At 34.5% G+C, this 16,860-nt stretch carries 9 protein-coding genes; all 9 read right to left on the bottom strand.

What is annotated here, in order from left to right; translation table 11 throughout:
• The 9 genes from GQ47_RS17930 to GQ47_RS17890 all read right to left on the bottom strand — a co-directional run bounded on the left by GQ47_RS17930 (position 1) and on the right by GQ47_RS17890 (position 16,855).
• The gene (locus tag GQ47_RS17930) at positions 1–903 is read right to left on the bottom strand and encodes an ROK family protein (protein WP_035651308.1); all 903 of its coding nucleotides are present in this window, start codon (positions 901–903) and stop codon (positions 1–3) included.
• A gap of 142 nt (positions 904–1,045) precedes the next feature.
• Positions 1,046–2,506: a glycoside hydrolase family 125 protein gene (locus GQ47_RS17925; protein WP_035651306.1), complete on the bottom strand. Its 1,461-nt coding sequence runs from the start codon at positions 2,504–2,506 to the stop codon at positions 1,046–1,048.
• 4 nt (positions 2,507–2,510) lie between these two features.
• Positions 2,511–4,793, bottom strand: a complete 2,283-nt coding sequence (locus GQ47_RS17920; RefSeq protein WP_035651303.1) for a GH92 family glycosyl hydrolase — start codon at positions 4,791–4,793, stop codon at positions 2,511–2,513.
• 89 nt (positions 4,794–4,882) lie between these two features.
• Positions 4,883–7,159 (bottom strand): GH92 family glycosyl hydrolase, encoded by a 2,277-nt coding sequence (locus tag GQ47_RS17915; protein WP_035651300.1) that lies wholly within the window; start codon positions 7,157–7,159, stop codon positions 4,883–4,885.
• Between the two features lie 195 nt (positions 7,160–7,354).
• Positions 7,355–9,346 carry a beta-mannosidase gene (locus GQ47_RS17910; RefSeq protein ID WP_035651298.1) on the bottom strand — a complete coding sequence of 664 codons (1,992 nt, stop codon included), beginning with the start codon at positions 9,344–9,346 and terminating at the stop codon, positions 7,355–7,357.
• A gap of 422 nt (positions 9,347–9,768) precedes the next feature.
• A complete protein-coding gene (locus GQ47_RS17905; RefSeq protein WP_035651296.1) occupies positions 9,769–11,286 on the bottom strand; it encodes a SusD/RagB family nutrient-binding outer membrane lipoprotein in 1,518 nt (505 codons plus the stop codon).
• A 16-nt stretch (positions 11,287–11,302) separates the two neighbouring features.
• Positions 11,303–14,392, bottom strand: coding sequence for a SusC/RagA family TonB-linked outer membrane protein (locus tag GQ47_RS17900; RefSeq protein ID WP_035651451.1), 3,090 nt, complete (start codon positions 14,390–14,392; stop codon positions 11,303–11,305).
• Between the two features lie 288 nt (positions 14,393–14,680).
• A complete protein-coding gene (locus tag GQ47_RS17895; RefSeq protein ID WP_035651293.1) occupies positions 14,681–15,691 on the bottom strand; it encodes a LacI family DNA-binding transcriptional regulator in 1,011 nt (336 codons plus the stop codon).
• 195 nt (positions 15,692–15,886) lie between these two features.
• Positions 15,887–16,855 (bottom strand): type I phosphomannose isomerase catalytic subunit, encoded by a 969-nt coding sequence (locus GQ47_RS17890; RefSeq protein ID WP_035651291.1) that lies wholly within the window; start codon positions 16,853–16,855, stop codon positions 15,887–15,889.
• Positions 16,856–16,860: the final 5 nt, after the last annotated feature.

The following is a 16,860-nucleotide window of genomic DNA, read 5'->3' as shown; positions in this document are numbered from 1 at the left end:
CTATCCTTTATAAAACATACTTGAAGCACCTAATAAAGCTGCAATTTCGTTATCAGTAGAAATAGAAACACCAATTTCGATTCCGCTTTCATTTATTTTTTTATTGAAAGCTGAAAGAAAAAATTGACTCGCATTAGCAATTTTTCCACCAATAATAAATTCATCCGCGCCAAATTTCTTCAACCATGGAATTACAACTGCTGCCAGATTCTCTCCCATTTCTTCAAAAACTTTTTTTGCGATTTCATCACCATTCAAAGCAAGATTGTAGAGTTCTAATCCACTGTTGCTTTCTTTTCCTGCCAAAGTTTTGTAATTGGCCAAAAGACCTCTTGCAGAAACATAATCTTCAGCCATTCCATCATTAAAAGGAAGATTCCAAATTTCTCCATCTTGAGGAACTGATTCTCCCGATGAAATTGAAATTCCTTTATCAATAAAACAAGCTCCAAGTCCAGTACCAAGTGTCACTGCCATCACTTTTTTAGATAAATTTTCGGCATTTTTAAAAACTTCTCCTTTTCCAAAACAAACCGCATCATTTTCAAAAAGAATTGGAAATTCGCTTGATAAGTTTAATGTTCCCTGAAATAAATAACGCACATTCAAACCATAAAAATGTTCGTATTTTGACTGGTCTTTGATCCAGCAAAGTCCGTTAGTATAATCAAACGGACCAGGCATACAAACTGCAAGTCCATTAATTGCTTCTACTTTTGAATTTTCAACCGAAGTCCGGATTACTTTTTCCCATATTGACATTACCTCATTCACAGGCAAATTAGAATCGAAAGATTCTTTTTGCACTGAAAAATCAATCACTTTCATATTTACAATATCAATGATTGCAGCGGTAATGTGCGTTCCTCCAATATCAATTCCAACGGCATATTCTTTATTCATTTCTTCTATTTTATCTTATTTTTGAAATTCAGTTTTAGCTTTTCAATTTTCATTTACGGCATAAAAATTCCTTCATTATAATATTGAAACTATAACTACAACTGATTTATTAACTTATTCTATTTCTGATTAAAGGAAAATTTTAGATGTATTTTTCTTTTAAAATCTGTGGATATTTGATGCTCGTGTGAACAATCATTTCTCCGAAAAGTGTATTTGCCCAGGCGAACCATTTTCGGGTAAATTTTGCTACATCGTCTTTATGAAACGATTCGTGCATAAAACCAGTATCAGCATTTGTTTTGATCAAATTGCCAATGCAGGCTTTAATTTCTTTTTCGTCAACACTTGTAATCGCTCTCAAAACAATACTCATTGGCCAAATTGTATCGGCACCCGTGTGTGGACCGCCGATTCCTTCACCCGCTTTTCCTTTGTAGAAAAAAGGATTGTTTTCTGAAAGCACTACTTTTCGTGTATTCAAATACAACGGACTGTCAGGTTTAATCGCCCCTAAATATGGAAGCGATAATAATGACGGAACATTAGCATCATCCATCATATGAAAACTGCCGTATCCGTTTACTTCAAAAGCAATGATTTTTCCGAATTTTGGATGCTCGATAATTCCGTTTTCTTCTAAACCTTTTTGAACTTGATTTCTTAATTCTGTGGCTTTGGCAACCAAATCTTTGTCCAACATAGCCGGTAAAGAGAAAATTTCGATCAAATAACCCAAAACTTCAATCGCAAACATATTGCTTGGAATCAAATACCCAAATAAAGTACTATCGTCACTTGGTCTAAATGTAGAAACAATTAATCCGCAAGGTTTTACAGGATACCCGTAACCGCTTAACGGCACTCCGTCTGTCGCCCAAGCTGTTACTCTCTGAAAATTGTAAGGGCCTTTATCATGCCATCTTTGTTGTTCTTTAAAAGTCTGCAATACTAAAAGCATTGCTTCTTTCCATTTCTTATCAAATAGGCTTATATCTCCAGTTTCTTTCCAATAACCATGAGCAAGTCTTATAGGATAACACAAGCTGTCAATTTCCCATTTACGTTCGTGAATACCAGGCTGCATTTTGGTCATATCATTTTTCCATTCGCTTACCTGATTAAAATCTTTATAAAAAGCATTCGCGTAAGGATCTAACAAAATACATTTTGTCTGGCGGTTGATTACACCTTTTACCAATTCAGCTAATTTTTTATCCTCTTTTACAAACGGAATATAAGGCCAAATTTGCGCTGTACTGTCGCGAAGCCACATAGCATCAATATCTCCCGTAATTACATAAGTATCGGGTTTTCCGTCGATGATTTCAAAATCAACTGTCGTGTCTAATGTATTTGGAAAACAGTTTTCAAACAGCCATGCTAATTCTGGATTTACAATTTGTTTTTTGATTCGCACAATCGCTGCTTCAATAGCTGGACTTGTAAATTTTCTTTCTGCTAATGGCGGTCTTTTGCTGATAAAATCTTTAAGTGCAAAATTAAAGCTGTCTGAATTCATTGCAAACACATCCGTTTGAAGCGCTAATAATCCTGCTGAAAAAATGCCTGTATTTTTTATAAATTTTCTACGTGATTGCATAGTATTATTTTGAATTTGAATAAGAATATGGAAAAGCGTCTTTAGAAGTTCCTCTTTGTAAATTAGGTTCTGCCGACATATCAAAATTTAATTCGCCTCCTTTTAAAACATCAAAATGATTGATATAATTTTTTGAATAAGAAGCGTTGTTCCATTTTAAATCATTTACATATTTATTGGTTTCTGAATTTTTTGAAGCGTTGATAATAAGCTGTTTTCCGTTTTCTAAATTCAAAGTCAGTTTTTTAAATAACGGTGCTCCCAAAACATATTCGTCTGTTGCTGGACAAACCGGATAAAACCCCATTGCTGAGAAAATATACCAAGCTGAAGTCTGACCGTTATCTTCATCACCACAATAACCGTCTGGAGTTGGCTTATACAAACGATTTATTACTTCTCTTGACCAATATTGCGTTTTCCAAGGTTGTCCTGCATAATTATACAAATAAATCATGTGCTGAATTGGCTGATTTCCATGTGCATATTGCCCCATATTCATAATCTGCATTTCGCGGATTTCATGAATAACTGATCCATAATAACTATCATCAAAAACCGGAGGCGTTGTAAAAACAGCATCTAATTTTTCTGTGAATTTTTTCTGTCCACCCATTAAATCAATCAAACCTTGAACATCATGAAAAACACTCCAACTGTAATGCAATGCATTTCCTTCTGTAAAAGCATCTCCCCACTTTAGCGGATTAAAATTAGTAGGGAAACTTCCGTCCTTATTCCTGCCACTCATCCAACCGATTGACGGATTATATAAGTTTTTATAATTCATCATTCGTTTCTCGAATAAACTGATTTCTTTTTTCGGACGATTTAAGGCTTTCGCCAATTTCCAAATTGCAAAATCATCGTAAGCATATTCAAGAGTTCTTGCTGCATTTTCGTTAATTTTCACATCATAAGGAACGTAACCAAGTGTATTGTAATACGAAACTCCTTTTCTTCCAACCGCTTCTAAAGGTCCTTCATTATTTGCTCCGTGAACTAAAGCTTCATACAAAGTATTAATGTCGTAACCGCGTAATCCTTTAATGTAAGCCTCAGAAACTACAGAAGCCGAATTATTCCCAACCATTACATTTCTGAAACCTGGACTTGACCATTCTGGTAAAAACCCGCCTTCTTTATAATCATTGATCAAACCTTCCTGCATTTCTTTATTTATTGAAGGATAAACCAAATTCAATAGCGGATATAACGCTCGGAAAGTATCCCAAAAACCAGTTCCTGCATACATGTAACCTGGCACAACATTTCCGTTGTACGGACTGTAATGAACTGTTTCTCCTTTTGCATTTATTTCATATTGCTTTTGAGGAAAACAAGTTGCACGGTACAAACAAGAATAAAAAGTTTTTAATTGATCCGCGTCGTTGCTTTCGACAGTTATTTTTCCTAAAACTTTATTCCATTCATTTTTAGAAGCCTCAACAGTTTCATTAAAAGAAGCATTTCCTAATTCTTTTAAATTAAGTTCTGCTTGTTCCGGACTTATAAAAGAGGAAGCCACTTTTACGTTGACAATTTCTCCTTTTTTAGTTTTAAAACCTACAACTGCTCCTGCGTGATTATCTTGCAATTCCAGTTTGTCTTTTTCTAAACCTTTGTCATTCCAAGTCGAATTTGTTGCAAAAGGTTTGTCAAAAACCAATACAAAATAGTTTTTAAAATTAGTTGGAACGCCTCCACTATTGCGTGTTGTGTAACCGATAATTTTATTTTCTGAAGGAATAATTTTGATATATGAACCTTTATCAAAAGCATCTACAACAATTGAAGATTGTTCATTTTCTGGAAAAGTAATCTGAAAATGCGCTGCTCTTTCAGTTGCTGTAATTTCTGTTGTAACATCATAATCAGCCAGATATACACTATAATAATACGGTTTTGAAACCTCGGCTTTATGACTGAACCAGCTTGCTCTATCCGCTTCCGCGAAAGCCAATTTACCCGTAACAGGCATAATCGAAAATTGACCGTAATCATTCATCCAAGGTGAAGGCTGATGGGTTTGTTTAAATCCTCTAATTTTTTCGGCTGTATAAATATAAGCCCATCCGTCACCCATTTTTCCGGTTTGTGGTGTCCAGAAATTCATTCCCCAAGGTCTGCAAATCGCTGGATACGTATTTCCATTAGAAAGACTATGTAACGATTGTGTTCCCATTAACGGATTTACATATTCTGCAGGATCAACGGTTTTTACTTGTGCATTAAGAAAAATGCAGCTTTGTAATACTCCTAAAAAAATTAAACTCTTTAGTTTCATATTATTATAAATTATTCTTATTCCATTCTAAACTCAAACTTTCAAAAACATCTACAAGGCTTTTAAAACCTTGGAAGACTGAAAACGCTTTAAATCGGTCTGTCTGATTTTTTTACTCCAAAAGTTGCTGATGGTTTACTTCCCATAAACAATTTCAGCTCTCCTCCTTTTACAATCATTTCTTGCGTGATATATGATTTTGTATAAGGTTTTCCGTTGTATTCCGCTTTTTGAATATAAATATTCGTTGCACTATTATCAATTGCTTTTATTAAAAATGAAATTCCCTTTTTATGATGAATTACTGCCGAATTTACAAGCGGGCTTCCTAAAACGTAAACTCCATTTGCAGGATTAACCGAATAAAACCCCATTGAAGATAAAACATACCAAGCCGACATTTGTCCTAAATCTTCATTACCACATAATCCGTCAGGTTTTGTTGAGTAGAATTTATCATCGATTTCACGAATTAATTTCGCTGTTTTCCAAGGCTGTCCGGCAAAGGCATACAAATACGGAATATGATGATTTGGCTCATTTCCTTGCGCGTATTGTCCAATTAAACCGCTGATATCTGGTGAAATTTCTTCTCCTTCTACTTTATCTGTAATTTGAAAAAGCGAATCTAATTTAGCCAAAAATTTACTTTCACTTCCAAATAAATCAATTAAACCATAAGGATCCTGAGGAACAAGCCAAGTATATTGCCACGCATTTCCTTCAACATAATCATCTTTACGATGCGCTGATGAAAGCGGATTGAATGGTGTTCTCCAATTTCCATCAGTCAATTTACCGCGCATAAAAGTGGTTTCTTTATCAAAATACAATTTGTACAAATTGGCTCTTTTTGTGAAGTAATCATAATCTTCTGTTTTGTTTAAAGCCTTTGCCATTTGTGCAATACAATAATCATCGATGGCATATTCTAAAGCATTTCCAACGGTTTCCAGCATTTTATCGGCAGGAATATATTGCAGTTTTTGAACGTAATCCATTCCGTCACGCGTTTGCATGGCTGTTTTTTTCATTGCTTCATAAGCCAATGCTACATCATAATCGCGATATCCTTTTAAGTACGCATCAGCAATTACAGCAATCGAATGATTTCCATTCATTGTATTGGTTTCGTTGCCCATCAAATGCCAAACCGGTAATCTACCCTGTTGTTGGTAAATTGCCAAAAATGATTTTACAATATCATTAATTTTATCTGGCTGTGTTATTGTATATAATGGATGAAGTCCGCGGTAAGTATCCCAAAGTGAGAAAGTTGTGTAGTTGGTGAAATTTGCTTTTTCGTACACTTTTTTATCCGTTCCTCTATAATCTCCGTTGGCATCATTAAAAATGGAAGGCGCAAACATGGTGTGATATAATGAAGTATAAAAAACTTTCATTGTTTTATCATTTCCTGTAATCTGGATTTTATTTAATTCGGCGTTCCATTTTGAAGAAGCTGTTTTAACCGTTTGATCAAAATCCCAATTCGGAATTTCTGCTTTTATATTTGCAGCAGCGTTTTCAGCACTTACTGGAGAAATTCCAACTTTTACTAAAACTTGTTTGTTTTTCAAAGTTGTAAAATCCAAAACTGCTTTCATTTTCAAACCTTCGCCTTCATTTCCATTTACAGCTGCTTTATCATCGTATAAAGCTAAATTCGAAATTGGTTCAGAGAATTCCATTGTAAAATAAACGCGCTGATCTGTTGCCCATCCAGCAGAGAAACGATAACCTGCAAGTGTTGTTTCATTTATCTTTTTGATGAAGGTTTTTATAGGTTTGTCCCAGCCAATTCCGTCAGCAAGGTCTACTAAAACGTGATTATCATTGGCAGAATTAAAAGTGTATTTATGAAAACCAACCCTTTCGCTTGCAGTTAATTCGGCTTTGATTTTATATTTATCCAATAAAACACTGTAATATCCTGGTTTGCTTACTTCGTTTTCATGTGAAAAATAAGAACCATAACCATTTGTCATATCTTCTTTTGTTCCTTTAAACAAAGGCACTTTTCCCGAAACTGGAAGAATTAAAATATCGTTCAAATCGCCAATACCAGTTCCGCTTAAATGTGTATGTGTAAAACCTAAAATGGTATTGCTAACATAATTATAACCACTGCACCAGTCCCAGCCTTCAAAAATATTCACAGGCCCCAATTGAACGGCTCCAAAAGGAACATTGGCTCCAACAAAAACGTGGCCATGACCTGCTGATCCAATCAATGGATTTACATATTTTGTATAATCCGGAATTGCTTGTTTTGCTTTCTTTTCCTGTGAAATTGCAGGATTAGCAAAAAATAGATTTAAAGCTAAAAAACCGCTAAAAGCTATTTTGGTATATTTTGTAATCATATTATTTTTATTTGACTTGCGTAATTGGCCACGGATGAAACGGATTGAACTGATTTACGCTGGTATTTTTTTATTTTAGAACTTTAAAACTTTGAGGAGACGCACTACTGTGCGTCTCTACGGAAAGCCTTTGTCTCTTTGTCTCTTTCTCAAAAACCTTAGAACCTCAGTAACTTAGAACCTTAGCACCTTTTTTTAGTTGTATCTTTTTAAAACCTCATAAAGCGAATAAACCTTCAAAACTGGTTTTTCGATTTTTCCCTCAAAAGAGATTGTTTTTTCTTCTCCAGGTTTTAAATCGAAATAATTATCGCTCCATTTTCCTGTATAGCCTTTTATGGAAACATTTACATATTTAGCCAACTTTGATGCTTTTAAAACTACTTTATTTCCTTTTATTTCCCAAGTGATTTTTGGGTCTTCCAATTTTAAATCAATCGGGCGGGTTAAATCTATTTCTGGCGTTTTATCATCTCTGTAGGCTTCTTTCATGGCGTACCAAGCGGCTTTTGGCTGACGATCGTAATAATCGGTTACGCTCCAGCTTGCTACCGGCCAGCAATCGTTTAACTGCCAAACTAAAGTTCCCATATTATAAGGCGCTTTTGAACGATGAATTCCGATAATATTCTTCAGCGAATAATATTGCAGACATTGTGTGAGGTATGTATAATCCTCAACACTCATTTTCTTAAGTTTTGTCTCATTTATAAAATATCGATTCAAATACGAATCTAATTTCATGAATCCTTTACCTGCTTTTTGATGCGCTTCTAAAATATCTGAATATAAATATCGGTCTTCTGGCAACGTAATTCTTTCCATTGAAGAATAATTTGGCATTGCCTGCATTCCATATTCGCTCACAAAACGGCCTGTTTTTTTCTGAACTGCTTCTACATCTTCTAATCCCCACCAAGTTCCCCAATAGTGGCTGTCGCCTTCTGTTAGACTTTCAGGTCTTGACCAGTGAAATCGTGGCGAAGAACTTATATACGGACGTTTAGTATCTACTTCTTTCACCCATTTTGGAATACTGTCCTGAAACAAACGAACATAATCTTTCCATAAACGAGTCGAATCTTGTTTAGACATGTTCATGCTTTTTTGCCATCCCCAGTTTTTAAAAGCTTCATCGGCTTCATTGTTACCACACCACAAAACAATACTTTTATGATGACGAAGACGCTTTACCTGATACTGTACTTCTTTTTTTACATTGTCAAAAAAGGCATCATCTCCCGGTACCATTGTTCCGGCGAACATAAAATCCTGCCAAATGTAAATTCCGTTTTTATCACATAAATCGTAGAAATAATCATCTTCATAAATACCGCCTCCCCAAACACGAAGCATATTCATATTGGCATCTTTAGCCATTCCAATTACTTTTTCATATTCCTTTTTGGTTACTCTTGAAAGAAAAGCATCTGACGGAATATAATTGGCGCCTTTCATATAAACTGGCTTTCCATCAATTTTAAAAAAGAAAGTTTTCCCGAGATTATCCGGCTGTTGCACTAATTCTATTTTGCGATCCAGGACATAGGGTTTCTCTGGCGCTTTTTCGTCATAAACTTCTAAACGAGGTGTTTTCCAAATACCGCAAGTGGTGAATTTTGGTCCCCAATCCCATCCGAAATGATATTGCGCTTTACGTACATAAGCACGAGGATTGTCCGGAATTACAAAAGGAAGATCTTTTTTTGCCAAAGAATCCACAACATTTTGTGCCGATTTAAATACGACAACCAAATCATTGTTTCCCGATTTCAAAAGCTTTTTAACATCAACTCGCCATTGACGAAACATATTATCTGCTTTTAAAACTTCTTTATTGTTCAGATAAACCGTTGCGTATGTATCTAATCCGTCGAAAACTAATTCGGCATTTTTCTTTTTTAAAAGTGTTGGCGAAACCTGAAAAGTGGTTTTGTATTCCCAATCTTTTTTCTCAATCCAAACCAGTTTCTTTTCATTGTCTCTATAAAATGGATCCGGAATTGTTTTGTTATTCAACAAATCAGTATGGACTTCGCCGGGAACTGTAGCTGGAAACCATTTTTCGGTTTTCGTTTCACGGAACTTCCAGCCTTCTTTTATATTTATATTTTGGGCATTGGCAACAAATGAAAAACTTGCTGCACAAATGCCCAAACACCAATAAACTCTCTTTAAATGTTTCATTTTTACTGAATACTAAATTATTATCGAATCAAATTGATCGCCGGCAGAGTGAGAAGTGCAATTGACCGCAATTGCGCTTCTCTTTTAGGTTTACATTTTAGAATAAAAGCAACTAACAAAATATTCAGAAAAAATTTCCCTTTTACGGCTGCCAAGCTTAGTTTATTTTAGATTTCTGATTTTAGATTCATAACTCTTAAAATCTTTATCATCTTAATTATATTCTTTTGAAGATAATCTCATCTTTTTCAGCACACGAATTTTATCGTCTGCGAAAAAAATGATTTTGAAAACTGGGAATAATTGGGTGATAAAACTCTTCTAATTTAATGAAAATCAAAATAGAAATTAAAAAATAAGCCGGGAGGAGGTACAGGTATTCCTACCCGGCTTAATTCAACTAACTAACCAATATTTAAAAACTATTGTTTATCCCACCAAATTCTGGTTGTCATTAAATCCAACCCTTGGCGCGAAATTGCTTCTTTATAATTTGCAGCGTTTGTGATTAATTCTGACTGATCATAAATTAATCTTCTCGGAATTGTTCCTTTAGTTTCTCCGGTAGGATCATTTACAGGAACTAAAACTGGATATCCAGTTCTTCTGTATTCAGAAAATGCTTCAAAACCATTAAATAATAATACAATCCATTTTTGAGTAATAATCTGCTCAATTTTTTGTGCTTCAGTTCCGGCAGCTTTAAACGGATTTGCTGTGATATAAGTATTGTACTCAGCAAGTGAAACTGCAGGCACTTTGTCTCCAAAAATCACTAAAACTTCCATAGCGGCTCTAACTCCGTCTTCATATAATTTTTGAGCTGTTCCACCAACATTCCAGCCTTTTACAGCTGCTTCTGCCAAGATGAATTTAACTTCAGCATAAGACATAATCAAAGTTGGAGCATCTAAACGCAATACTGTAGAAGTATTTGGATCTGAAAACAGTTTTTTGTCTCCTCCAGGAAATTCTTTTGCATCATTTGCAAGACCTTGTTGACTAGCAGGATTATTGTTTCCTGTCGCTTCCAATTTTGCATAAATTCTCAAACGAGGGTCATTGCTGTTTTTCAATAAATCGATGAAGGTTTTGCTGTATTTTGTATTTGCATCTCCTCCATTCAAATCATTTCTAACCCAAGATGATGTAATTGGATTTGTTTTAACTCCCTGAGGTCCTGCATCGTGTTTTAAAACAAGACTGTCATCGTTTGAAGTAAAAACACCTTTTGTAACTGCTTTTTCAACATATTGTTTTGCTTTTGCAGGATTTACTTTAGACAAACGCATTGCTACTCTCAACATTAAAGAGTTTGCCAATTTTTTCCATTTTGCAACATCACCTTGGTAATACAAATCGGCGTTGCCTACAAATGCTTTGTTAGCATCTAAAGCATCTCCAGCTTCATCCAATTCTTTTAAAAGGTCATTGTAGATAGCTTCTTGTGTGTCATATTTTGGGGCAAAAATATTTCCGTTATATCCTTTTCCTGCTTCGAAATAAGGAATTTCACCATAAGTATCTGTCAATTTTTGGAACAAGAAAACCTTCATGATTCGGCAAGCCTGAATCGTATTTGTATTATCCGGAGCGTCTTTAATTACAGACATCAACTGAAAAATCTGGTTTAATCCTTTTCCGTATGATTCTCCAAAAAGAGAACCTGAATACTCAGAAGAATACGTGTATTTTGAACCTGGTCCTCCTAATGAAGAAAAGTGCTGTACAATTTGAGCTGCATAAGCATTGTTTCCTCTTGTGTTTGAATAATCCTGACCATCAACATAAATTTCAGCAAGTGTGAACATTGATTTTACAGCCGGATCAGTCAAAGCATTTGGATTCGTATTCATTTCTTCGAATCCTTTGTCACAGCTTGCCAATGTCATTGCACTAACAATTGCGACACAAAATATTTTTATATATCTATTTTTCATCTTTCAATTTTTATGATTAGAATTTGACATTAAGCGTTAAACCATAATTTCTTGTCAAAGGCATAGAAGCTCTTTCAAGACCTTGAGCATTACTATTAGAATAGTTAGACTCTGGATCGATATTTGGCACTTTGTCATAAATAGTCCATAAGTTATGTGCAGAAAATGCTAAACTGATAGATTGAAATGGAGTTTTTTGCAAATATGTTTTTGGGAAATTGTATGCAAAAGAGATCGCTCTAAGCTTAACAAAATCAGCATCATAAACAAAATTTGATGTTACATCACTGTAACTTCTCCAGTAATCATAAGCAGAAACTGTTGTGTTTACAGCATTTCCGTTAACATCTTTTCCTGATACTGCAATTCCTCCTTCACGACCTGGAAGTGTGATTTCTGATAATCCGTAACGAGTTCCTAACTGATTTGTAGCAGAATAGATTTCGCCTCCAAATTTCGCATCAACAAAAACTGAAAGTGTAAAGTTTTTATAAGAGAAATCATTTGTAAGTCCCATTGATGTTGGCGCAACACCTTGACCAGCAATGATTAAATTTCCTCTCATGAATTTTCCATTTGTATCAAGAACAATGTTTCCGCTTGCATCTCTTAAATAATCATACGCTTTGATTACTCCAAAAGGCTGTCCTTTTTCTAAAACTACAGAAGCTCTAGAATCTCTGTTTCCTTCCAATGATTTTGTTGTAATTTTATCCGAAAGACTAATTACTTCACTGTCATTGTAAGCAAAATTATATCCAACACTCCAAGAGAAACTAGGTGTTTTAACTGCTTTTAAGTTCACAGCAAACTCCACCCCTTTATTTAGGATTTCACCAACGTTGATTTTTGTTGTTCTGTAACCAGAAGCCTGAGAAATATCAGCATCAGCAATATCGTTTGTTGTTCTTTTTTGGTAGAAAGTCAAATCTGTACTTAATCTATTATTGAAGAAAGTATTTTCGAAACCAAATTCGATTGTACTTACATTATAAGGTTTAAGGAATTTGTTTGGAACTGTTTCTCCGTTAACACCTAAAATTGGTTGTCCTTGAGAATCTGTTTGTCCGTCTGGCGCAGTGTAAGTCAATGATAAAGCATAAGCATCTGGCAAAGCTCCTCCTACGTTACCCCAACCTGCTCTGAATTTACCGTAAGACATCCATTCTGGTAAATCAATAACTTCAGAATAAATGAAACTTGAACTTACAGATGGGTAAAAAGTACTATTGTTTGATGGATCTAAAGTAGAAAACCAATCTTCACGACCTGTTAAACTTACATATAAGAAATCTTTGTAACCGATATCAGCAGAATAGAAAAGTGAGTTTACTTCGCTTTCAGAAAATAATTTTTCTGTTTTATCAGGCTGTGTATTTCCGTAGAAATATTTGAACGGAACAATAAAATTATTTCCTTTCATTTTAATACCGCTATATCTGTTATGCTGACGGTTTGCTCCAACAAAAGCATCTAATGAAAGATTTTTTACGATATCACCTTTGTATCCTAAATAACCCGAAGCGTTGTACTCTGTACGACCTTCTACTCTGTTTTCGTAAGATCCTCCAGGATTGTAGTTTATTCCAGTAGGCTCGATTTCAGTATATTCATAATTAATATCGTCAATACCAATAACACCTTTAGCATAAATTTTTTCTGTAATGTTATAATTCACTTTTGCAGAACCGATGAAACGTTTTCTAAGGTCATCATTTAAAGGTTCTTGAGTCGCAAAATACGGGTTTGTATGGTACGTGTTTGCACCAAAATAATCTGCTTCACCTCCGTTAGCATCATAAGCATCACTAATCCATCTGATGTCAGTTCCCGGCGTCATAAAAGTGGTTGGGAAAGAAGGATTTCTAGGCGAATCATTCAAATAAGGTCGGTTATGACTTTTCTCTGTAATATATTGCGCATTAGACTCAATGCTTATTTTTTTGTTTGGAGCCGAATTCAAACTTAATGCCACGTTGTTTCTTGCGAAATTTGTTCCTGGCATAATTGACTCATCTTTAGTATTTCCGAAAGATAATCTGAAATTAGTACTTTCATTTCCTCCAGAAACTGCTAATGTATTACTGAAAGAATATCCGTTTCTGTAGAAATTCTCAACATTGTCTTTTCCATATGCTTGGTAAGGTCTTGTTTTTCCGTCAAGCGAAAGAGAAGGCGTTCCGTCATATTTATCTCCCCAAGCAAAATAGTAAGAATCTCTAAGTTCTTGCAGATCGCTGAATCTTGTAGCAACACCGTTTACAGGCGCTCCAGCTCCGTATTGATCTTGCCAATGCAAAAGACTTGCTGGTGTATTGAAAGTAGAATTTGTACTGAAATCTACTCCTAAACCAGTTCCGTTTTTACCTTTTTTTGTCGTAATCAAGATAACACCATTTGATCCTCTGTAACCATAAAGAGCAGAAGCGGCACTACCTTTTAATACTGACATAGAAGCAATATCTTCTGGGTTGAATGACGACATTCCGTCTCCTTTATCCGCTCCACCCCACATGTTAGCATTTCCTTGTTGGCTATTATCAATTGGAATACCATCTACAACATACAAAGGCTGGTTTAATCCAGAAGCTGAAGTTGCTCCACGAATAACCACACGGCTTGAACCAGAAGGTCCTGTAACCGGCGCAGAAACGTTAACTCCGGCAATTTTTCCCTGAAGGGCATTTCCTAAGTTAATTTCTTTATTCTTTGTAAGGTCATCTCCTTTCAGTTCTCCAACTGCGTAACCTAAAGCTTTCTTTTGTTTTTTAACTCCAAATGAAGTTACTACTACATCTTTTAATTCTTGTGCATTTTCGATTAATACAACCGAAACTCTGTTTTCGTTTTCCTGAAGTACTACTGATTTTGATACAAAACCGATAGAAGATACATTAAGTGTAACCTTACCTTCTGGAACATTCATTTTAAATCTCCCCTCAGCGTCAGTAACTGCGCTAAATGGTTTTCCTTGAACCTCAATGGATGCAGCAACAATTCCCTTGTTCTCTGCATCAGCAACTATGCCTGTTATTAATCGATTTTGCGCAACAGCTCCAAGGCTGCTTAACAATACCATTCCTAACACTGCTAAAATTCGTTTCATAAGCATTTTTTTTGGTTATTTGTTTTGATTTTTGTTTGTTTTAACGTGATTGTTTTTTAATAATTAGTAATAAATTCGAACTCAATTGTAATAGGCACTTAAAGATCTCCACCTTTAAATACTATGCTTTATAATTTTTTGCTACTCTCCAAAAAATCAATATTTTATATCGAAAAAGACAAATTCTAATCAGATCTATTTTTCTAAAATTTTACTAAAACGATTTAGTAAAATAGGTAAAAAAAAACGAAAACGTTTTCTTTCTTTTTATTTAATATCATCTTAAAATTAAACCGATTCTCTAATAATCAAATTTCCTTTTTTCAGACTTTTTTCAACTTTAAATGTTTCCATATCCGTCATCTGACTCATTAACAATTGTATTGATTTAATTGCAATATCTTCAATTGGCTGTGCAACAACAGTAATTGTAGGCGTATGCAATTTAAAACTGTCATGATCATCAAAACAAATTACTGAAATATCTTCAGGAATACTGACCCCTATTTTTCTAAAAGCCTGAAGACCCGCAAGTCCCATATAATTTGCTAAAAATAAAACGGCATCAATGTCTGGATTCTTTTCAAAAAAATTCACAATTGCTGTAATTCTACCTTCTTCATTACTGTGGTAATCAATATGTAGAACAAGCGCTTCATTATAATTTCCATTTTCTTTTAAAGCATCTCTGTATCCATCCTCCCTTAGTTTCATCTGAACCATTTCAGAGGTACTATTGACAACGGCAATATTTTTACAGCCTTTGTTAATCAAGAATTTTGTTGCCGAGTTTGATGCTTCATAATTATCTACAACCACATGACTCACTCGCTGTCCTGGAAAATATCTATCAATTAATACAACCGGTTTTTTCAGTTTTAAAAGCAGATCAATTTTCTCTTCCAAATTTTTAGTCGGTGTAATGATAAAACCATCAACATTTGCTTGTAAAAGACTATGTATCAATTCTTCAGAACGTTCATCGTCATCACCGGTACTACAATAGAAAACCCTGTAATCGATATTTTTTGCTTCATCTTCAATTACTCGCGCCAAATCAGCAAAAAACTGATTCGAAATGTCTTCTACGATAAGTCCTATTGATCTTGTTTTTCCGGTTCTTAAACTGGTTGCAATCATACTAGGTCTATAATTCAGACTTTCAGCAACATCCTGTACTTTTTTAATAACCGCTGCACTAATGCCCATTTTCTCTCCCTTACCATTAATAACAAAAGATACTGTAGATATAGAAACTTCAGCTTCTGTAGCAATATCTTTTATAGTTATTTTTTTCATTGAAGAAGTTAATTTTTTATTAAGCGGTTATTAATTATTTCACAAATATATATTAAAAATGATTACTAAAACGATTTTGTAAATATTTTTTTGAACGAATCATTTTTTTAGAGTTAATATAACATATATTCCTCAGTATTTACAAGGATTATATGCTATATTAATTTTTTCTACCGAAAATAAAATGCTCTTTTTTTATGAGATAAATACTTCTAAAATTGAAGCTGTTCCCTTTACGGTAAAGGTTTTTACTGCTGCCGGAATCAAAATTGTATCTCCTTTTATATAAGAATAAGTTTCACCCTCAATTTCAATTTTAAAACCACCTTCTGTACACATATAAACGGTAAAAGTCTCTCCTGATTTCGTAAAATCAACTTCTCCGTCAAGCGGAATAATATTGGTGGTAAAATAAGGGCAATCGACAATAACATTTGATTTATTTTCGACTTTCTCGTAATTTTTATACGTATAAACTTTATTGTAATTAATAGCGTCTAATGCCAAATCTACATGCAATTCACGTTTGTTTCCTTCTGCATCTGTTCTGTCAAAATCATATAAACGATAGGTTATATCTGAGGTCTGCTGAATTTCCGCCACAACCAAACCCGCTCCTATTGCGTGAACTGTTCCTGTTTCCAGAAAGAATACATCACCTGCTTTGGCTTTTACATCATCTAAAATCGAAACCAATGTTTTGTTATTTAGATTTTCCAGATATTCTTCTTTGCTTGAATCTTCTTTAAAACCAACAATAATTCGGGCATCTGTATCAGCTTGCATTACGTACCACATTTCCGTTTTTCCGAATGAATTATGGCGTTCTTTAGCCAATTTATCATTAGGATGCACCTGAATTGAAAGATCTTCTCTGGCATCTAAATACTTAAAAAGCAGCGGAAATTGTTTTCCAAATCGGGCATAAACTGCAGTTCCTAAAATTTCATTTGGAGCATCTTCAATTAATTCTGTTAAAGATTTTCCTTTTAAATCACCGTTTTTTACAATACTTACATCGCCTTCAACTGTTGATAATTCCCAACTCTCACCTGTAATAGCTGAAACAATTGGCTTATTAAGTAGCGTTTTTAATTTTTCTCCGCCCCAAATTCTTTCTTTCAGAATTGGTTCAAACTGTAATGGATAATTTATTGTATTCATATCTA

Origin of the sequence: Flavobacterium sp. ASV13 (genome assembly GCF_000745775.1) — a bacterium.
GTDB lineage: Bacteria > Bacteroidota > Bacteroidia > Flavobacteriales > Flavobacteriaceae > Flavobacterium.
The sequence above is the reverse complement of the archived record's forward strand: the minus strand, read 5'-3'. Positions and strand labels throughout refer to the sequence as shown.

Bases quoted from the DNA above. Each gene is read 5' to 3' on its own strand.
- GQ47_RS17890 (WP_035651291.1), bottom strand. From the start codon at position 16,855: ATGAATACAATAAATTATCCATTACAGTTTGAACCAATTCTGAAAGAA.
- GQ47_RS17905 (WP_035651296.1), bottom strand. From the start codon at position 11,286: ATGAAAAATAGATATATAAAAATATTTTGTGTCGCAATTGTTAGTGCA.
- GQ47_RS17930 (WP_035651308.1), bottom strand. From the start codon at position 903: ATGAATAAAGAATATGCCGTTGGAATTGATATTGGAGGAACGCACATT.
- GQ47_RS17895 (WP_035651293.1), bottom strand. From the start codon at position 15,691: ATGAAAAAAATAACTATAAAAGATATTGCTACAGAAGCTGAAGTTTCT.
- GQ47_RS17925 (WP_035651306.1), bottom strand. From the start codon at position 2,506: ATGCAATCACGTAGAAAATTTATAAAAAATACAGGCATTTTTTCAGCA.
- GQ47_RS17920 (WP_035651303.1), bottom strand. From the start codon at position 4,793: ATGAAACTAAAGAGTTTAATTTTTTTAGGAGTATTACAAAGCTGCATT.
- GQ47_RS17915 (WP_035651300.1), bottom strand. From the start codon at position 7,159: ATGATTACAAAATATACCAAAATAGCTTTTAGCGGTTTTTTAGCTTTA.
- GQ47_RS17910 (WP_035651298.1), bottom strand. From the start codon at position 9,346: ATGAAACATTTAAAGAGAGTTTATTGGTGTTTGGGCATTTGTGCAGCA.
- GQ47_RS17900 (WP_035651451.1), bottom strand. From the start codon at position 14,392: ATGAAACGAATTTTAGCAGTGTTAGGAATGGTATTGTTAAGCAGCCTT.